Source organism: Sphingobium sp. MI1205 (genome assembly GCF_001563285.1).
Taxonomy (GTDB): Bacteria; Pseudomonadota; Alphaproteobacteria; order Sphingomonadales; family Sphingomonadaceae; genus Sphingobium.
The window spans coordinates 3312087-3330335 of sequence record NZ_CP005188.1; the positions used below are offsets into that span (position 1 = coordinate 3312087).

16 protein-coding genes, 1 tRNA gene and 2 pseudogenes are annotated in these 18249 nt (G+C 61.0%); 13 read left to right on the forward strand and 6 right to left on the reverse strand.

The window, feature by feature from the left end:
• Positions 1-155: 155 nt before the first annotated feature.
• The 6 genes and pseudogenes from K663_RS16385 to K663_RS25285 all read left to right on the forward strand — a co-directional run.
• Positions 156-332, forward strand: a pseudogene (locus tag K663_RS16385) (SUMF1/EgtB/PvdO family nonheme iron enzyme); the annotation flags it as partial.
• A 74-nt stretch (positions 333-406) separates the two neighbouring features.
• Complete coding sequence (locus K663_RS16390) at positions 407-1057, forward strand: RNA polymerase sigma factor (protein WP_201026650.1); 651 nt, start codon at positions 407-409, stop codon at positions 1055-1057.
• Between the two features lie 59 nt (positions 1058-1116).
• On the forward strand, positions 1117-2082 hold the full coding sequence (locus K663_RS16395) for a FecR family protein (protein ID WP_235589468.1): 966 nt from the start codon (positions 1117-1119) through the stop codon (positions 2080-2082).
• A 78-nt stretch (positions 2083-2160) separates the two neighbouring features.
• Positions 2161-4710, forward strand: coding sequence for a TonB-dependent receptor domain-containing protein (locus tag K663_RS16400; protein WP_235589469.1), 2550 nt, complete (start codon positions 2161-2163; stop codon positions 4708-4710).
• A gap of 13 nt (positions 4711-4723) precedes the next feature.
• On the forward strand, positions 4724-5851 hold the full coding sequence (locus K663_RS16405) for a tyrosine-protein phosphatase (RefSeq protein ID WP_062119937.1): 1128 nt from the start codon (positions 4724-4726) through the stop codon (positions 5849-5851).
• A 351-nt stretch (positions 5852-6202) separates the two neighbouring features.
• A pseudogene (locus tag K663_RS25285) lies at positions 6203-6376 on the forward strand (IS30 family transposase); the annotation flags it as partial.
• 232 nt (positions 6377-6608) lie between these two features.
• On the opposite strand, the gene K663_RS16415 reads toward K663_RS25285, so the two are convergent.
• The gene (locus K663_RS16415; RefSeq protein ID WP_062119943.1) at positions 6609-7370 is read right to left on the reverse strand and encodes a LuxR C-terminal-related transcriptional regulator; all 762 of its coding nucleotides are present in this window, start codon (positions 7368-7370) and stop codon (positions 6609-6611) included.
• A gap of 536 nt (positions 7371-7906) precedes the next feature.
• A complete protein-coding gene (locus tag K663_RS16420; protein WP_062119945.1) occupies positions 7907-8404 on the reverse strand; it encodes an outer membrane protein assembly factor BamE in 498 nt (165 codons plus the stop codon).
• A 141-nt stretch (positions 8405-8545) separates the two neighbouring features.
• Between K663_RS16420 and K663_RS16425 the strand changes: the two genes are divergently transcribed.
• From K663_RS16425 to dinB, 3 genes are read left to right on the forward strand one after another with little or no spacing between them, the layout of a single operon-like run.
• Positions 8546-9061, forward strand: coding sequence for a ubiquinol-cytochrome C chaperone family protein (locus K663_RS16425; protein WP_062121114.1), 516 nt, complete (start codon positions 8546-8548; stop codon positions 9059-9061).
• Positions 9058-9588, forward strand: a complete 531-nt coding sequence (locus K663_RS16430) for a YceD family protein (protein WP_443018976.1) — start codon at positions 9058-9060, stop codon at positions 9586-9588. Before K663_RS16425 ends, K663_RS16430 begins: the two co-directional genes overlap by 4 nt.
• A gap of 54 nt (positions 9589-9642) precedes the next feature.
• Positions 9643-10722 carry a DNA polymerase IV gene (gene dinB, locus K663_RS16435; RefSeq protein ID WP_062119948.1) on the forward strand — a complete coding sequence of 360 codons (1080 nt, stop codon included), beginning with the start codon at positions 9643-9645 and terminating at the stop codon, positions 10720-10722.
• A gap of 7 nt (positions 10723-10729) precedes the next feature.
• Here dinB and K663_RS16440 read toward each other — a convergent pair whose 3' ends face one another.
• Positions 10730-11527 carry an EipA family protein gene (locus K663_RS16440; RefSeq protein ID WP_062119951.1) on the reverse strand — a complete coding sequence of 266 codons (798 nt, stop codon included), beginning with the start codon at positions 11525-11527 and terminating at the stop codon, positions 10730-10732.
• 232 nt (positions 11528-11759) lie between these two features.
• On the opposite strand from K663_RS16440, the gene K663_RS16445 reads away from it, so the two are divergent.
• Positions 11760-11851, forward strand: a tRNA-Ser gene (locus tag K663_RS16445).
• 41 nt (positions 11852-11892) lie between these two features.
• Here K663_RS16445 and K663_RS16450 read toward each other — a convergent pair.
• On the reverse strand, positions 11893-12873 hold the full coding sequence (locus K663_RS16450) for a polysaccharide deacetylase family protein (protein ID WP_062119953.1): 981 nt from the start codon (positions 12871-12873) through the stop codon (positions 11893-11895).
• Positions 12874-12925: 52 nt separating this feature from the next.
• Positions 12926-13423: a flavin reductase family protein gene (locus tag K663_RS16455; RefSeq protein WP_062119956.1), complete on the reverse strand. Its 498-nt coding sequence runs from the start codon at positions 13421-13423 to the stop codon at positions 12926-12928.
• A 161-nt stretch (positions 13424-13584) separates the two neighbouring features.
• On the opposite strand from K663_RS16455, the gene cofE reads away from it, so the two are divergent.
• Genes cofE through cofC form a run of 3 tightly spaced genes read left to right on the forward strand, consistent with a single transcriptional unit; the run spans position 13585 to position 15855 of the window.
• Positions 13585-14343 carry a coenzyme F420-0:L-glutamate ligase gene (cofE, locus tag K663_RS16460; protein ID WP_062119959.1) on the forward strand — a complete coding sequence of 253 codons (759 nt, stop codon included), beginning with the start codon at positions 13585-13587 and terminating at the stop codon, positions 14341-14343.
• Positions 14340-15272: a 2-phospho-L-lactate transferase gene (gene cofD, locus K663_RS16465; protein ID WP_062119961.1), complete on the forward strand. Its 933-nt coding sequence runs from the start codon at positions 14340-14342 to the stop codon at positions 15270-15272. Before cofE ends, cofD begins: the two co-directional genes overlap by 4 nt.
• 4 nt (positions 15273-15276) lie before the next feature.
• A complete protein-coding gene (gene cofC / locus K663_RS16470) occupies positions 15277-15855 on the forward strand; it encodes a 2-phospho-L-lactate guanylyltransferase (protein WP_062119965.1) in 579 nt (192 codons plus the stop codon).
• 19 nt (positions 15856-15874) lie between these two features.
• Here cofC and K663_RS16475 read toward each other — a convergent pair whose 3' ends face one another.
• Positions 15875-18136 (reverse strand): NADP-dependent malic enzyme, encoded by a 2262-nt coding sequence (locus tag K663_RS16475; RefSeq protein ID WP_062119977.1) that lies wholly within the window; start codon positions 18134-18136, stop codon positions 15875-15877.
• Positions 18137-18249 lie beyond the last annotated feature (113 nt).

The window sequence follows — 18249 nt, forward strand, 5'->3', positions numbered from 1 at the left end:
ATGTTCTGACGACGGACACCTGCCGCATGTGCGGCGGGGTCGGTTTGGGGTGAGCCGTCGGCGGCAACGCTGCTATGGTTTCCTGAGAGGCGCCTTAAAGTGACATCCGATGCATGTCTTTCCTTTTGCCGCGCACTGACGCCCGCGTCCTGGGCATGGTTCACCTGACAGGTGGTAGTTTTGCCATGGGTGCTGATAACTTCTACCCTGAAGAGGCGCCGGTGTGTCGAGTCCGGGTCGACCCTTTCTGGATCGACGCGGCGCCAGTCACGAACCGCGAATTTGCTGCTTTCGTTGAGGCGACGGGCCAGGTGACTTTTGCGGATTCCGCCTGAAAGCTACCACCGCGTGCTACTTCGCCAGCGCATCGTGAATCCGCGCTTCCTGATGGTTTTCCGTATCACGCGTGAGCGGAATTGTTCCTGTAGCCAGACTTGTGTTGCCGACCGGAGCTTGTACATTCGAGAATGGGCCGTCAGATGCCCGGCGTTTCAGGAGGGGGCACGAGCCCGGCATGTCATCTATTGGTGTTCAGCCCGTCCGACCGAATGAAGTCAGCTCATTCTATGGGCGTTTCCGCAAGCCGCTGCTGGCCTTTTTCCGGCGACGCAAATCTGTGGAAGAGGCGGAGGATCTGACGCAGGAGGTCTTCGTCCGTCTTGCCCGCCACCCCGACCTTGATGGTATCGACCGCTCCGAAGCCTATGTGTTTCAAGTGGCGGCGAATCTGCTGCGCGATGATCGGCGTCGCGCAGCGACCCGCGCTGCTGAACTGCACACGCCCATCGAAAGTGCGATGGATGAACGGTCCGTTCCGCCATCGCTGATTGAGACTCTTGACCCCGAGCGCGTCTTACTAGGTAGATGGGAAGCCGAAGCGATCGCGATCGCGCTGGCGGCGATGCCGGTGCGCACTCGTGACATCTTCGTGCTGCACCGTTTGGAAAAAATGCGGCAACGGGACATCGCGGCAGCGATGAACATATCGTTGAGCAGTGTGGAGAAACATCTCGTGAAGGCCATCGCTCTCCTGACTAAAGCGCGGGCGGTAGGTTGATGAGCAGGGCGGCAAGCGATGATCGGATCAATGAAGATGCCGCTAGATGGCATCTACGCATGTCGGCGCCGGTCATCGACCGTGCTGACGCGGCACGCTTCGACAGCTGGTTGACGGAAAGCGAGCAACATCGGACGGCATATCGACGCACAGTAGAGGCATTGTCGGAACTTGATGCTGTGGTTGCCACAGCCCGGTTGTCCATGTTCGCCGAGGATGCGCGTGAGCGATTGAACGAACGAGGGTCGCAGGCACGCGCTATCTTCGCGGTAGCAGCCTGCATCATCCTGTGCCTTGTCGGCATGCTGACCTGGGCGATACATGGTCGGCCCGGCAGTCAGGAGCGGTTTGAAAGCGCCTTTGGCAACCGCAGCCAATTGACCATGCAGGATGGCTCGCGCCTGTCCCTGGACTCTCGTACCCGGATCAGCGCCACCTTTACTCGTGACGCCCGGACGATCCGGCTGGAGGAAGGTCAGGCGCGCTTTCGCGTAGCGCACGATACGACACGACCTTTCAGTGTGATCGTGGCTGGACAGAGGGTGATCGCGACCGGCACCGATTTCAACGTCGAGCGGTTGGAGGGGCAATCCATCATCACCCTGCTGCAAGGGGGCGTCAACGTTGAGCCAGATGAGGAAGAGGGCCTGTTCCAGCGGCTATGGCCGGGTGCTTCTCCGGTGCGCCAAGCAGTACGACTGCGTCCGGGCGACAGGCTTTCCATTTGGGACGATGGCAGCGCGCAATTGCAGACGGTCGATGCGCGCAGTTCCGTCTTGTGGGAAGATGGCAAATTGATGCTTAGTGACGAACCGCTCGGCACCGCCGTGGAGCGCTTCAACCGTTTCAACAGCCAGACTCTGGTCCTCGACGATCCTGGCCTGCGTCAGATCAGAATCAGCGGCCTGTTCTCCGTTTCTGACCCAGCTGTTTTCGCCACGGCTGTAAGCCAGCTGTTCATGCTGTCAAAAAGTCGGAAGACCGACGGCTCCATTCACCTTTCATGGGCTCGACGGGAAAAATGAGAAAATTATTCCGGGTTTGGTCATGACCTGCGTCATACCCTTCAGGCGGCCAGCAGATGCCGTCCTGAGGGGGGAAGAATGGCGATGTCTTACCGTCGTTGTGCGCTGCAGGTGTCTCTTTTTTTAGCAACGGCTCTTGTCACGCCTGCCATGGTGCAGGCGCAGTCACCGCAAAAGCAGTTCAACATAGCCGCACAGCCCTTGGGCGATGCACTGCGTCAGTTCGGCCTGCAGGCGGGTAGGCCCATCCTTTTCTCGGAACGCTTCGTTCAGGGCCGACAAGCTCCTGCGCTACGGGGACGCTTTCCGATCGACGGGGCCCTCGAACGGCTGATCGGCGGCTCGGGCCTTCATGCCACCAGCACGTCTGACGGCGTGATCATGCTGAACACTGCGGCTCCCGCGCCTCAGTTGCTGCACAAGCTTGCAGCTCTGAGCACGCCGCATCCGATAGACGCGCCAGCGGCTCTCGCGCCGGCTCCTGCCGAAGCTGCGGCACAGCCGGCTGGACTGTCCGATATTATCGTCACCGCCCAGAAGCGCGCGGAAAATGTCCAAGATACGCCGATTTCCATTGACGTCGTCAATTCGGAGCAACTCACCCAGCGCGGTATACAGGGCATACAGGACCTGATGTCCGGCGCCGTTCCATCCATCAAGATGGCGACACAAAGCGGACGCGGCAATGCCTTGATGGTCACGATGCGCGGCATCACGGGAGGCGATCCATCCCAGATCAGCCGGGATTCTGCCGTCGGCATCTATATCGACGGCGTCTATCTCGGCCGGGTTCAGGGGCTGGGCACCGAGTTGTTCGATCTGGAACGGATTGAGGTGCTGCGCGGTCCGCAGGGGACGCTTTTTGGCCGCAACGCCGTGGGTGGCGCGCTCAATATCATCTCGAAGCGGCCGACGGGACGACTGGGTTTCGAGGTGACAGGCGGCCTGTCAAACTTCGACGGTCAGCGGCTGAAGGGCACGCTGAACCTTCCGGCACTGGCGGGGGTGAGCGTCAAGCTCGATGGTCTTTTCAGTCGCCGTGATGGCTGGGTGGATAATGAATATTCCGATGCATGGGACTGGGGTCAGTACAGGAAATGGGGCTTCCGCGCGCAAGCTCTGTGGGAACCCTCTTCCGATTTCGAGGCGCTCTATTCCTTCGACATATCGAAGGACAGTTCATCGCCCGCTTACACTCATATCGCCGAGGCACTCCCCGGCGTGGCGCTGCCGCCCATCTTCTCGCTGGAACCCGACCGGGTGAATACGGGAAGGATCGGCGTGCCGCTGGACCCGTCGGTGGCCAAGGTGCACGGCCATAGCCTGACGCTCAACTGGGACATAGCCGATGGGATGACTGTCCGTTCCATCACGGCCTATCGCAAGCTGGACCAGACGCAGGACGACAATGATGGCGGTTACCTGATCGGCTATCGCCCCAACGGCAATTTCGCTCGACGCAGTCTTGCCACGGTGAAGCAGGATCAGTTCAGCCAGGAATTGCAGGTCATCGGGACGACCGACCATCTGAAATATGTGGTGGGTGCATTTCACTTCGAGGAGGATGCGCATGATAGCGCCTATGCGCCTTTCCTCTATCGCTGGAACGCCAATGGCACGGCCTACACGGTCAACAATCCGCCGGTAGGCGGCCTGCCTCCCGATCGTGCATCCTCAAACCATGTCAAGTCAGACGCACTCTTTGCGCAGGCGACCTGGACGCCCTCCATATTGGACGACCGACTGCACCTGACAGGCGGTCTGCGCTACACCCATGACCGCAAGCACGGCACACTCGATCTGTTGCGTGGCGTCCCCTCGACGCTCGCCTACCGTTTCTCCTCCAAACGCACCGACCCGATGGTGACGGTCGCCTATGACATCTCCAGGGACGTGAACGCCTATGTGAAATATGGCGTTGCCTACCGCGCAGGTGGCGGTGGTTCGCGTTCGCCCACATTCCGTCCCTTCGCCGAAGAGGAGGTGGGATCATGGGAACTCGGATTGAAATCCGAATTCTGGGACCGGCGGGCGCGCCTGAACATCGCCCTATATCACAGCGACTATAAGGATATGCAGGTAGTCTTTCCCTACCCGTCCAACCCGTCAACCAGCGAAATCGCCAATGTCCCGGGCAAGGTGAAGATTGAAGGAGCGGAAGTCGACCTGACCGTCACCCCTGCGCGAGGTTTGACGCTGACCACCAGTTATAATTTCATCACGACTGAAGTGCCCCAGATCGTCAGTCCGCTATCTGGTCTGCCGCAAGCCTTCTATATGGCGTTCACACCCAAGCATTCGGGAACCGCAGCGGTTGATTACTCCGTTCCAATTGATGAACGAACCATTACCCTGCATGCGGACGCGAACTATTCCACTTCCTTCCACTCCTTTGCTGAGTCTCCTCGTTCTCCGGGGTACTTTCTTGTCAACGGACGGGTGACCTTGTCTGATATAGATGTCGGTGCCGCCGGGAAAATGTCTGTGGCCCTTTGGGGACGCAATCTGTTCAATGAGCAGTTCGAGACATGGAAGTTCCGGGCGGCGGGAGCCGGGCTGTCGAATACCGACACCGTCAACTTCAACGAGCCGCGAACCTACGGGGTCGAGGCGACCTTCAAATTCTGAAAGGATCACGCGCATGAGACTGGCCCGCCTCATCCCGGCGCTATTCCTGGCTTTCGCCCCGCTATTGCAGGGATGCCAAACGGCGCTGCCCCGTGGGGAGAGGCAGGCCGCTCATCTCGCCCCTGAGCACATTCCGTTTATTCATGCCGAAGCGAAACGGGATGGGGAAGGCAACTATCTCGTTTCCTGGGTGGGGGCTGGAACGGGCGCCGTTACCGTCTATGCTGGAGCCGACCGGGACGTTTCCGACCGGTCCCGGCCTGTCGGATTTGGGGCTGAGCGGGGGCGCGTCCTTGTGACCAACCTCGCTGCCGGTCCGCGCTGGTTTTTCGCGATCGTGCCAAGCCAGGGCAGCCCTTTGGTGGTGGCCGATCGCGATCTGCATCTGGCATCCGCCCCGAATTTTCGCGACCTGGGCGGATATCGAACAACCGATGGGCGGTGGGTGCGAATGGGGCTACTCTATCGCTCCGATCAACTTGATCGATTGACGAGCGAAGATCTCGCCCGTGTGGCAGCGCTTGGCATCGGTCACATCGCTGACCTGCGGACCTCTGGGGAACGTAGACGCGAGCCCGACACCATCCCGCCAGGCGCAGTTCACGAAGTGATGAACGTCATGGCCGATGATGAAGGATCAGCCGATCTGGCGCAGGTAATGAAGCTGATCCGGGCGGGGCAGGCCTATGATTATGGGCTCGGCATATACGGGAAGTTCGTGTCTGCCGACAGCGCGCGGAATGCCTATTCTTTGCTGCTTCAACGTGTCTCCGAAGCCGATGGTCGACAGGCCACCCTGTTCCATTGCACAGCTGGCAAAGACCGCACCGGGTGGGCCGCGGCGGTCATCCTAACCCTATTGGGTGTGCCGAGGGAAACGGTGGTTGCCGACTATCTGGCCAGCAATGCCGCGCTAGCGGAAAAGAACAAAAAAATGCTTGTGAGCAACCCAGCGCTTGCGAGCGTAGATCGCGCCTTGCTAGAGCCTCTGCTGGGGGTGCAACCGGCATTTCTGGACGCTGCCTTTGCGGAGGTAGAGCAGCGTTATGGTTCCTTCGACGCCTATCGCCGCAAAGCATTGGGTATCGATAATGCACTGACGCTCCGTTTGCAGCAGACATATCTGGCGGGGGGCAACTAAGATACACCTCTGTTTGGAAGCGCCGTATCCTCCCACTTCAGTTTTCCCGCCGCCTTATTGCTATGGCGCTGACCGAAACCGGCGGCGCGCTCGACGGGGTGATCGCCAGGCGGTCGCCGAGCCCTATCGACCGGGCGAGCGCGCGACGCGCAAGGTTAAGCAACTGCGTACCGCCGATTGCGTGGTCGGCGGCTTTCCCAGCTCTGCCCTTTCGGATAGGCGCCGACCACCTAGAAATCCTCGCTCGCCGACATGCAGCGCTGGCAGCAACAGCGCGTCGCCAGCGGCGGCCGCTACCTGCCGCCCGTCCGGGCCGCCCAGCTTCAGCGTCGCCGAACCACTGAGCACGCCGAACTGTGGCGCCATCTTCCTATTGCCCGCCGTTCGCACCGGCAACGCTATGATCGAAAGGCACGTGGTCTCCATATTCCGGTAGCCAATACGATCGCCGCACGGCCGCAGGAAATTGCTGATCGCATCAGCTTTGGACATTGGGAAGGCGATCTCCTGATCTTCAGGAGAGAATAGCCTCTTCCTTCGCCATTAAACTTGGACGATCGGAAAATAGCAGCTTTTGCGCCCAAGCAAGACCGATGCAATCGAGGGCTTCACTCGGCCAGCGCCGCCTTCAGCCGGAACGTGCGGCTGCACTCGCGTAGAGTGCGGCGACTCGCATGCTGGACCGTTCACGTCAGGGCAAAAAAGGATCCCTGCAGCGCAGTACCGCGGCCCCTCCACAGGCCGCGGCGGCAGCGATTCAGGCCCGGCTGAGCGGCACAGCGGTCAGCTCGAGCGGCGGCAGTTGGGCGGGATGGGGAACAGCCACGTCCACTGCCAAAGGTGCTTCTACATCCGACACGCGTCCACGCATGCCGTGATTTGCGGCCCAAATGGCGGCTTGGGTGCGGTTTTTGACGCGTAGCTTGCGCAGCACCGCCTTGACGTGAACCTTGACCGTCGCTTCGCTGATTTCCATCCGCTTTGAGATGACCTTGTTTGGGCATCCCATGATGAGCCAGCGGAGGATTTCCAGCTCCCGGTCCGACAAGCTGGCCGCATCCACGGGCCGTTCGACCTCCAGAGCGTCCGTGAGCGTAGGCCGCGACTGCAATTCGTCAGCGAGCTGCGGTGGCAGCACCCGTTCGCCCATCGCAACGAGATTCAGCGTCGCCACCAGACGATCACAGCTGATTTCCTTGATGATGTAGCCCATCGCCCCCAGTCGGAACGCCTTGAGCATGATCTGGAAGTCGAAACGATCAGACAGAACAACCAGATAGGTGCAGGGAAAGCGCCGTTGAAGCACGGCAACGCTATCTGCATCCAATTCGTCCGTACCGCTATCCAACAGAAGCAAAGAAGGTCCGGTATCTTCCTCCGGCACCTCCGCTTTTTGAAGCGCAGTTGCAATGTTGGGATACTGGCTGACTCGGAAATCCCGTTCTGTCAGGATCCGACTCAAACCTTCTCGAACAATTGCATTTCCGCACAACAGACGCACATTGACTGGGTAAGCCATTGGGTATTCCCCTCATGATCTCTTCCACGTCCGTTAGCAGGCCCCAAACGACGCGTGAAAGACCAGTGACCAAATGCCTGCAGTGCGACCCTTTCTTTTCGTTTCAATAACTTATGACTAGCATATTTGTGCCGTCAGAGTCCTGAATCGCTGAATGGAAATTTTGGGTTATTAACAAAATCCAGTAACATCTTGTTAATACAGACGATTCCGGTGCTATCCTTATAGTCTATGCCTTAAGCGCAGTGCCAGAAATACTACTTTAGGCTTACTGCGAAGGACACGATCAAAAGCATATGCCTCCCATGTCGCCGTTGCGAGTCTCTATTTATTAACGTCAAATTTTAATTCTCTTCCTTAATAAGAACAATCACTTGGATGCCCGTCATTTGAGGTGGAAGCAGCTGTGTGACTGCATCCCGCTGGTAAGACTCGGAGCGTTGATGGATTCAAAGCAACAACGGCGACGCGAACAGCGCCGCCATTGACCACAGTAAAGTGATGGTGAGACTGGCCGGAATGATCGGCCCGCGATCTCAGCTGCCGTTGGGGCCGCCGGTATTGCTGCCACCGCCACCGCCGCCCATGCCACCCGCGCCAACCGCGCCGATATTGCCGAAAATCTCATCGAACAGGCTACGATGACGGCCCAGCGTCGGGGTCTTGTCGCCAGAGGGCGAGATTTTCGCGACCTGCTCCAGACCCGTGCGATCGACGGCAACCACATTGCCGGCAGCGTCAAAGCGGACATGAAGGATGGTCTGGGCTACGGGCTTGGGATTGGAAAAGGCCAGCGCCCGCATGTCGCGCGACACATAATACCAATCCTGGTCGCCAAATTGCGCAGTAAAGCTAGGACGGCCCAAAGTGGCTTCGACCGATGCCCGATTGTCAATGCCGGGCTGGATCGAATCGACCAGCAGCTTGTCGACCTGATAGCCCTGGTGGGTGCGAATGCGCGTGCAGCCCGATGCTCCCAGAACAAGCGCGCCAAGGCCGACGGCGAGCAACAGATGTCGGCTGAACAGACGCATGAACTTCTCCTGCCGGGACGAGCCCCGGAAAACGCGAAAACCAAAGCCGCCATTGCATCACGCGGCCTGCCGATCAATATGGAAATGCGCAAGCCCCGGCAAGGGGGCCTCCGTTCCGTTCAGCCAGGAAACCGCTTCGTCATGCCCAACCTCTTCCAGCGTCTGTTCGCGCGCGCCGATCCAAAGGACGCGATGCAGCCGCTCTATCAGGCCGTCGTCCACGAAGGGCGCCAGCCCCATTGGTATCTGGAAGGCCAGGCGCCCGACACGATCGATGGGCGGTTTGACATGATCGTTGCCGTTCTGGCGCAGGTGCTGATGCGGTTGGAAGCGCTGGATGCGGCGCAGGAAAGCGTTTGGCTGACCGAATTGTTCGTCGATGACATGGACGGCCAGTTGCGGCAGGAAGGCATTGGCGACGTCGTGGTCGGCAAACATATAGGCCGGATGGTCAGCGCGCTGGGCGGCCGCCTGTCGGCCTATCGGGCCGCTTTGTTGGAGGGCGCCGAGCTGCGCGAAGCACTGGTCCGCAATCTCTATCGCGGCGACGAACCAACTGAAAATGCAATTAGCCACATCGAATCCTCTCTCCAGGCGCTCTGGATCCGCCTCTCCGCACTATCTCGCGAAACACTGCTGATGGGAGATCTTGGATGATCAACCCCGCGCCTGAATTTTCCCGGCCCGTCCGCGCCGACCAGATCGCTCGTCATGCACAAGGCATTACCATCACCGCCGATGCCAGCGAACGTGACGCGCTGGCGCGCCGGTTCAACCTGCTCAGGCTCGACCGGCTGGAAGCCGACTACGCGCTGAGCGAGGAAAGTGATGCGATTCTTGCGCGCGGACGAGTGCGGGCGGAACTCGCGCAGCCTTGCGTCGCCACCGGCGTGGCCGTGCCGGAGACGATCGATACCGATTTCCACCTGCGCTTCGTGAAAGAGAGCGGTGAGGAAGCGGAGGCCGAGGAGCTCGAGATTGATTCGCTGGATTGTGACATCATCGGCTATGACGGCCAGATGATCGACATGGGCGAAGCCGTGGCGGAGACCCTAGCTCTGGCAATGACCCCCTATCCCCGGTCAACGGAGGCCGATACCTATCTCCGCGAGGCCGGCGTACTGAGCGAGGAGCAGGCAAGCCCCTTTGCAGCGTTGCTATCCCTCAAGGACAAAAAGCCCTGAGCTGAAGCGACCGCTTGTTTCCCTTTCGTTCCTTCTATGGCATGAAAACCCGCCATGGAGGCTCCACCGCGCAAGATCATCCATATCGACATGGACGCCTTTTACGCGTCGGTCGAGCAGCGCGACAATCCGGAACTGAGGGGTAAGCCGATCGCGGTCGGGGGTGGCGGTCCACGCGGGGTCGTCGCTACCGCCAGCTATGAAGCGCGCGTCTTTGGCATCAAGTCGGCCATGCCGGGTGCGCGGGCGCGGCGACTATGCCCGGACCTGATCTTCGTGAAGCCGCGATTTGACGCCTATCGCGCTGTGTCTGCGCAGGTACGTGAGATTTTTTCACGGTTCACCGACATCATCCAGCCGCTTTCGCTGGACGAAGCCTATCTGGACGTCACCTCCGACAAGCTGGGCCTCGCATCAGCCACGATCATCGCCGAGGAAATCAGGCGCATGATTCGGGAAGAGACCGGCCTGACCGCCTCGGCAGGCGTTTCCTATAACAAGCTGATCGCCAAGCTCGCTTCGGATCAAAACAAGCCCGATGGCATTTGCGTCGTGCGGCCCGGCGGAGGTGCGGATTTCATGGCGACGATGCCCGTGCGGCGAATCCATGGGGTCGGACCAGTCACGGCGCAGCGCATGCATGCCTTGGGGATCGAAACAGGCGCGGATCTGCGGTCGCGCGACCTTGCCTTCCTGCAACAGCATTTCGGCAGCGCCGCCCCCTTCTATTATCGCGCGGCACGGGGTGAGGATGACCGGCCAGTGCATGAACGGCAGGAAAGGAAGTCGGTCAGCGTCGAGGACACCTTCTTCGAAGACCTTATCACGCAGGACATGCTGGTCGCGCAGATCGACCGGATCGCGCAAAGCCTATGGGGCAGGATTGAGAAAAGCGGCGCCTATGGCCGGACGGTCGTGCTGAAAATCAAGTTCGCCGACTTCCGGATCATCACCCGGTCGAAGAGCATGGCTGCGCCGGTACGATCACCTGAACTGCTGGCGGAAACGGCGCGCGCATTGCTACTGGCCCAACTGCCGTTGCGCATGGGCGCACGATTGCTGGGTCTGGGCGTCCACAATCTTGACCAGATTGATGGCAGAGAGGCGGCGCAACAGCTGAACTTCCCGCTCTGAAGCCTGTTCAGAAGGGCAACCAGTTCCGCTTCTCGGTGAACTTCATGTACCCCGCATTGACGCCCAGCCGATAGCCGACGCCCAACCGTATCGGAATCAGCACGACGCTGCCCCAGCGCAGATAGCTGGCGGTGAATCCGCCCACCAGATAGGCCGTGCCCTCGGCAGCCGGGAAGCGATGGTAAAGATCTTGTGTGTCGTAGAGATTATAGACGAGTACGAAGGTATTGGACGCATTGCCGCCCACATCGAAACCGATCGACGGACCGGTCCAATAGACCTCGCGGCGTCCCTCCACCTTATGGTTCAGCGTGCCAGATCCATATCGCAGACCGACGACGAAGGCGCCCGAGGCTTCACGCCCTGCGATGTAGGCGTTGGGACGGCCCTGATCCTTCAGGATCTTTTCGATCATTCCCGCAAGGCCCTCGGCACCCTTTCCAAACACCCCCTCGGCCGCGCCGATCAGATCATCTTCCTGATAGGATTCGCTGGGCGTAAGGGCGGCGGGCGGTGAGTTGGCCGTTACTGGCGCGCCGGTCGCCGTGCTGTTGCCAATCGCAGGGGGCACTGAATCCGGTGCCGGCGCATCGATTGGCGGTGCGCTGCTATCGACGCCGGGATCGGTAGGGGTGCTATTCGACGGCGGGACTGGCGCAAGGTCGGCATCGATCGCCGTGTTGGGATCGACCGTGCGCACCTGCGCCTGTGCAGCGACAGGCGTCATCGCCATCCCCAGGGCCGCGAGGGTCCACGTGCCGCCAAGCGTCACGCGGATCGCCATCCGCTTCATCATCCCGATCATGCCAACAACTCCCCGGATACCCGCTCTTCAACCATCTAGCAGATTATCGGATGGCAAGCTGAAACGACAATGAACGAACGGCGACACGAGTCGATAACGGGGTGGAACGAATCTGGCGATCAGAATTGATGGAATTTCATGACCAAGACCCGTTGCCTTGCGCGAAAGCCGCCGTTATAGCGCTTCTCGCCTAGCCGCTGTCCCGCCCCAAGCGGGCGTTCAGGCCATGTTTGGAGACGTGGGTGAGTGGCTGAAACCAACGGTTTGCTAAACCGTCGTACTGTGAATACGGTACCGAGGGTTCGAATCCCTCCGTCTCCGCCACCGTTTTATGATCGTCGATGCGACTTCCACCGCGACGAGCATCAAGCGGGGATCAAGCGCCGTTCATAGCGCCAGCTTGCCCAGAGCTGCTGCACCATGCGGCTGGTGGTACGCAGGCGGCATGGCCGAACGCGAGTCTGCAGTGGCCTCTGTTCAGCAAGGAGATTGGGCGGAAGATCGCGAAAGGCGCAGACGCCCAGGCCCGTCATCTCCGTCGCCTGTCGGCAAAGGGCAGTGAAGCGGCGCATCACGGCACGGTTGGGGCGCTTCCGGTCACGGGAGAGCATTTCAAAGCTATGCGTGACGACGACAAAGGCCAGGTGCCCTTCGCTCACGGCATGCCGCAGTCCCGTGCGCATCTCCCGGGCCGACATCGCGCATATCTGTGCAGGCCGAAAGCCGCCGGGGCGATCGACAATGCCGGAAACCGGCAGTTCGCATACACCTGATCTGCGCGTCGGGCCTATTTGATTTCGCGCGTCGCTGATACGGCAACCATGGCGATGATAGGCGGGATTGACACTGCTGTCCCAGCCGATGCCGACCTGCGCCAACGCCCGCAGCGTATCATCATTCGCCCCGAAATTTCCCGCCCGAAATGCAGTGATGGCAGGCGCACCCGCTTCCTCCAGCCATTGCCGTCCCAGGCTCAGAAGCGTGACCTGGTCCTCCAGCGTGAAATCGCCAATGTTGCGTCCCTGCCGTCCGCCGATGGGAGATGCGGGCACCCAGCGAAGCCATTCGCTGTGGATATGCAACTGCACCTCATGCCCCCGCCCCGCGATCGCATCGATGATGGGCTTGAGAAATTCGGCCCCGTGAACCAGCGCGGGCATGGGATCGAGAAAGAACACGCCTTTCAGGCCATGTCTTTCCAGTTCATCCATCTGCCAGCCAACGCCATATGCGCCGTCGCGTACCTCGCCCCAGATCGAGCGGCGAATATTGCCGTCCAAACCGACACCCTGCTCGTGGAACAGCGCCGACAATTCCGTGTCGATGGTGATGAGCAAGGCAGTCATGACGATCACCCTAGCGAAACCACCTTAAGGAGCCGTAACGGGGCTGACGCGGCTACGCGAGATTCGCGAACTCTCCATAAGCGCCCTGGAAAAACAGCAGCGGTTTGCCCGGCCTGTCGACCTCCAGCGCCTTTACGCGGCCAACAACTATATAATGGTCTCCGGCCTCGTGCACCGCCTCCATCGTGCAATCGATCCAGGCGACGACATCGTCGAGAATTGGAGAACCCAACGTAGATACGCGATGCGTCACGCCAGCAAACTTGTCCGCGCCCTTGGCCGAGAATTTACGACACAGCAATTGCTGGTCACTGGCGAGGATGTTGACGCAAAAGCGTCCTGCCCGCTCGATCAGGGGCCAGCTGCTGGACGACTTTGCTGGAAAAAAGGCCACCAATGGCGGGTCGAGCGAGACTGAGGTGAAGGAGCCGACCACCATGCCTGTGGGCGCACCGTCCTGTCCGACAGCGGTCACGACGCAGACGCCCGTGGGGTAATGGCCCAGCACGCGCCGGAACGTGGCGCTATCGAATTCTGCGGCATCGGTCATGACTGTTATCCTGCAAATCTGGCGTCAGAGGCGCTCTCGCAAGGACAATTCACCGCTCGCCTTTTGGCTGGCAAGGGAAAATCACCAAGCTTTCGTGCCTGGCCGGTGATTAAGCTCATCCAGCCGCTACCCTCTGGCGGGATAGCGCGCTACATCGCATTATGATTGCGATTCATCCGCTGACCGGCATGCCAGAGATATGCGCCGGCGACGATTTAGCCAAGATGCTGCGCGAGGCGCTGGAGACTGCCGGGCTTTGGCCCATGCAGGAAAGGGATGTGCTGGTCGTCACCCAGAAGATCCTGTCCAAGGCGGAAGGCCGCATGGCTGATCTGGAAGAGGTGCGGCCCAGCCCCGAAGCACAGAAGCTGGCGCGGGCAACGCGCAAGGACCCCCGGCTGGTCGAACTGGTGCTGCGTGAAAGCAGCGCCGTCGTGCGCGCTGTGCCGCATGTCCTGATCACCCGGCATCGGTTGGGGCATGTGATGGCGAACAGCGGCATCGACCGGTCGAACATTGGCCCGGGTGGAGAAGAGCGCGCCCTGTTGCTGCCGGTCGATCCCGATCGGTCGGCGGCTGAACTGAGCCATGCCCTTGCCGGTGGCGACGGAATCGCGCCAGCGGTGGTCATATCGGACAGCTTCGGGCGGCCGTGGCGGCATGGCGTCGTCGGCGTAGCGATCGGCGCTGCGGGATTGCCCGCGCTGGTAGATCGCCGGGGCGAGGCAGACCGGGACGGCCGCCGGTTGGAAGTGACCCAGATCGCACTCGCAGACCAGATCGCGACAGCCGCCGCTCTGGCGGCCGGGGAGGGCGCGGAGGGCATACCGGCGGTGTTGCTGCGTGGCCTGGCGCTGCCGCCCGGTGATGCTCCCGCCTCCGCGCTCGTTCGCCCTCTGGAAGAGGACCTGTTCCGATGAGCCGCGTCGTCGTGCTGACCGGCGGCGTAGGCGGCGCAAAGCTGGTGCTGGGCCTGATGAAGGTTTGCCCCCCGCAGGGGATCACCGCGATCGTCAACACTGGCGATGATTTCCGCCATCTTGGCCTAACCGTATCACCCGACATCGACACGCTGCTCTACACCCTTTCGGGTAAGGCCAACGCGTCGCAGGGATGGGGCCGAGAAGGCGAAAGCTGGAGCTTCATGGATGCCCTGAAGTCGCTGGGTGGCGAGGACTGGTTCCTGCTGGGCGATGGCGATCTGGCGCTACATGTCCTGCGTTCGCACCTGCTAGCGAGTGGACAGACGTTGAGCGCCGTGACCGCGCGCTTTGCCGCTGCCTGGGGGATTGAACTTTCGATCAAGCCCATGAGCGATGACCCGGTCGCTACCCATCTGGCGACTGATGAAGGCCACCTGTCATTCCAGCGCTATTTCGTTGAGCGCCGCTGCGCGCCTGCCGTGCAGACGATCCACTTCGAAGGCGCAGAGGCAGCCGCGCCTGCACCCGGCGTGATTGACGCCATCACTGATCCGAATATACGAGCCATCCTGATCGCGCCGTCCAATCCCTGGCTGAGCGTGGATCCGATCCTGGCGATTCAGGGCATCCGCGATGCCCTAATTGCCGCCAAGGCGCCGGTCGTGGCCGTCTCCCCGATCGTGGGCGGTCAGGCGGTCAAGGGGCCCACGACTAAGCTGATGGCGGAATTAGGCCTGGCCCTGACCAATCATAGCATCGCCAACCATTATGCAGGCGTGATCGACGGGCTGTTGATCGATGGGCGGGACAATGCTGCGGGGCTGTCCATCGAATATGCCGTGACCGACACGCTGATGAAAACGCTGGAGGATCGGGAGCGGGTCGCGCGCGCCGCCCTGGCGCTGGCAGACCGGATCGCCGGATAAAGCCGTGCGCTGCTGGATCGTCATTCCGATCAAGGCGCCCCCAGCGTGCAAGACTCGGCTGTCACCGGCGCTGGGGGACAGTGAGAGACAATCGCTTGTGGCGGCGATGCTGCGCCAGACTGTGTCCGCCGCTCAAGCCGTGGCAGGGCGCGAGCGCGTGCTGCTGCTGGGTCCATTCCGGCACGGGCTGGCGGAGGACACGCCACTGCTCGCCGATCCGGGGCGGGGGCTGAACGTGGCGCTGGCGAGCGCGCGGGATGCCGCGATAGGCCAAGATGTGGAGCGTTTGATACTGCTATCCGCAGACCTTCCAATGATCGAGTCCGGAGATGTGGCGGCTTTGCTGGATGTGCCGCGCGACGCCATCGCTCTGGGTCCTGATCGCGCGGGCACCGGCACCAACGCTTTGTCGCTGCCACTGCCTGCCGCGGCGCAATTCCGCTTCCGCTATGGGAACGGCAGTTGCGCCGCCCACCGGGCAGAAGCCGCGTGGCTCGGCCTGCCCTTCCTGCGTCTGGAAAGGACAGGTCTGGCATTGGACGTCGATCGGCCGGAGGATATCGCGCTTTGGCGGCAGAGCTGAAGGCTCTGCCGCAGCGGCCTCAAACCGCGATGCCAGCCGACGCCAGAACCGCCAACGTTAGCAGTTCCGAAGCGTTTGATGCCATGGTCGCGATCTGCACCGACTTTTCCATACCCACCAGCATCGGCCCGATCATCGTCGTCCCCCCCAGTTCGCGCAGCAGCTTTGCCGAGATATTGGCGGACTGCAGCCCCGGCATGACCAGGATATTTGCGGGGCCAGACAGGCGGCTGAAAGGATAGTTTTTCATCACCGTCGGGTTGAGCGCCGCGTCGGCGGTCATTTCGCCTTCATATTCGAAATCGACGTCCCGGCCATCGAGCACCTTCAGTGCGTCACGGATATTTTCCAGATGGCCGCCGGGCGGATTGCCGAAATTGGAGTAGGAAAGGAAGGCGACACGCGGATCATGACCCATGCGGCGCGCAACAGCGACCGTTCCCTCCGCAATATCCGCCAGTTCATTGGCCGAAGGGCGTTCGTTGACGGTCGTATCCGCAAGGAACACCGTCTTGTCCTTCGACACCATGATATGGATGCCGAAGGGCGTGCGCCCCGCCACGGGGTCCATCACCCGTTTCACCTCGCGCAGCGTCTGGGCGAAAGGACGCGTCACGCCCGTGATCATCGCATCTGCGTGACCCATGCTGACCAGCAGCGCGCCAAAGATATTGCGGTCGCGGTTGACCATCCGCTCGCAGTCGCGGCGCAGATGGCCGCGCCGCTGGAGCCGCTCGTAAAGACGATCGGCCATCTCAGGCACCAGCGGCGAATTGACGCTGTTATGCAGTTCAAAGCTTTCCGGGTCTTGGACGCCCAGCGTCTTCAGCTTGTCATAGACGTCGTGCCTGCCGACCAGCACGGGGATACCATAGCCAAGATCGCGGAACTGGATGGCGGCGCGCAGAACCACTTCCTCTTCCGCCTCGGCAAAGACGACACGCTTGGGATTGGCCTTCGCGACTTCATAAGCAGTGGTGAGGACCGACGTCGTCGGATTGAGCCGGGCCTTGAGTGACTGGCGATAGGCACCCATGTCGGCAATCGGCTTTTGTGCCACGCCGCTTTCCATCGCCGCCTGGGCGACGGCAGCGGGTACCACCTCCATCAAGCGCGGGTCGAAAGGGGCGGGAATGATATAGTCGGGACCAAAGCTGTGCGAACGGCCATAGGCCTTCGCGACTTCCTCTGGCACCTGCTCGCGCGCCAGTTCGGCAATAGCATGCGCCGCGGCGACCTTCATCGGCTCGTTGATCCCTGTCGCCCGCACGTCGAGCGCGCCGCGGAAGATGAAGGGGAAACCGAGAACATTGTTCACCTGGTTCGGATAGTCCGACCGACCCGTAGCGACGATCGCGTCGGGGCGTACCTCCAGCACATCGGGTGGAGTAATCTCCGGATCCGGGTTTGCCATGGCGAAGATGATCGGCTTGTCCGCCATCGCCTTCACCATCTCCTGCGACACTGCCCCGGCAACCGACAGGCCCAGGAATACGTCCGCACCCTTGATCGCCTCACCCAGCGTGCGGGCGTCCGTATTCACCGCGTGCGCCGACTTCCACTGGTTCATGCCCTCCGTGCGGCCCTGGTAGATGACGCCCTTGCTGTCGCACATGATCACATTGTCGTGCGGTACGCCGATCGCCTTGATCAATTCGGTGCAAGAGATGGACGCCGCGCCTGCGCCGTTCACGACGACCTTCATGTCCTTCATGTCGCGTCCAGTCAGCCTTGCGGCGTTGATGACACCCGCCGCCGCGATGATGGCCGTGCCATGCTGGTCATCGTGAAAGACCGGGATGTTCATCCGCTCTTTCAGGGTCTGTTCGATGATGAAGCATTCGGGCGCCTTGATATCCTCAAGATTGATGCCGCCGAAGGTCGGCTCCATCAACTCGACCGCGTCGATGAACTTGTCGACATCCTCGGTCTTGAGTTCAATATCGATGGAATCGACGTCGGCGAAGCGTTTGAACAATACTGCCTTGCCTTCCATCACCGGCTTGGACGCCAGCGCCCCCAGATTGCCAAGGCCAAGGATCGCCGTGCCGTTGGAGATGACGGCGACCAAATTGCCCTTTGCGGTGTAATCATAGGCGGTTGCAGGGTCTTCGGCGATGGCCCGCACCGGAACCGCGACACCGGGCGAATAGGCGAGGCTGAGGTCGCGCTGCGTCGCCATGGGCTTGGACGCGATGATCTCGATCTTGCCGGGGCGACCCGTCGAATGGAAGAACAGCGCCTCGCGCTCTGAAAATTCCACGTTCGACTTGTCTGTCATGACTTACCCGTCCCCAATTTTCCTTGCCCATTGGCCCTAGCGGCAAGGAAGTCCTGTGGGCAAGCGCGAGAACAGCTTTTTTCGCGCTCTTTCCTGATGTGTCGCTTGCGGCT

Bases quoted from the DNA above. Each gene is read 5' to 3' on its own strand.
- K663_RS16405 (WP_062119937.1), top strand. From the start codon at position 4,724: ATGAGACTGGCCCGCCTCATCCCGGCGCTATTCCTGGCTTTCGCCCCG.
- cofD (WP_062119961.1), top strand. From the start codon at position 14,340: ATGAGCCGCGTCGTCGTGCTGACCGGCGGCGTAGGCGGCGCAAAGCTG.
- K663_RS16450 (WP_062119953.1), bottom strand. From the start codon at position 12,873: ATGACTGCCTTGCTCATCACCATCGACACGGAATTGTCGGCGCTGTTC.
- K663_RS16475 (WP_062119977.1), bottom strand. From the start codon at position 18,136: ATGACAGACAAGTCGAACGTGGAATTTTCAGAGCGCGAGGCGCTGTTC.
- K663_RS16400 (WP_235589469.1), top strand. From the start codon at position 2,161: ATGGCGATGTCTTACCGTCGTTGTGCGCTGCAGGTGTCTCTTTTTTTA.
- K663_RS16430 (WP_443018976.1), top strand. From the start codon at position 9,058: ATGATCAACCCCGCGCCTGAATTTTCCCGGCCCGTCCGCGCCGACCAG.
- cofE (WP_062119959.1), top strand. From the start codon at position 13,585: ATGATTGCGATTCATCCGCTGACCGGCATGCCAGAGATATGCGCCGGC.
- K663_RS16455 (WP_062119956.1), bottom strand. From the start codon at position 13,423: ATGACCGATGCCGCAGAATTCGATAGCGCCACGTTCCGGCGCGTGCTG.
- K663_RS16440 (WP_062119951.1), bottom strand. From the start codon at position 11,527: ATGATCGGGATGATGAAGCGGATGGCGATCCGCGTGACGCTTGGCGGC.
- K663_RS16395 (WP_235589468.1), top strand. From the start codon at position 1,117: ATGTCGGCGCCGGTCATCGACCGTGCTGACGCGGCACGCTTCGACAGC.
- K663_RS16425 (WP_062121114.1), top strand. From the start codon at position 8,546: ATGCCCAACCTCTTCCAGCGTCTGTTCGCGCGCGCCGATCCAAAGGAC.
- K663_RS16420 (WP_062119945.1), bottom strand. From the start codon at position 8,404: ATGCGTCTGTTCAGCCGACATCTGTTGCTCGCCGTCGGCCTTGGCGCG.
- K663_RS16415 (WP_062119943.1), bottom strand. From the start codon at position 7,370: ATGGCTTACCCAGTCAATGTGCGTCTGTTGTGCGGAAATGCAATTGTT.
- dinB (WP_062119948.1), top strand. From the start codon at position 9,643: ATGGAGGCTCCACCGCGCAAGATCATCCATATCGACATGGACGCCTTT.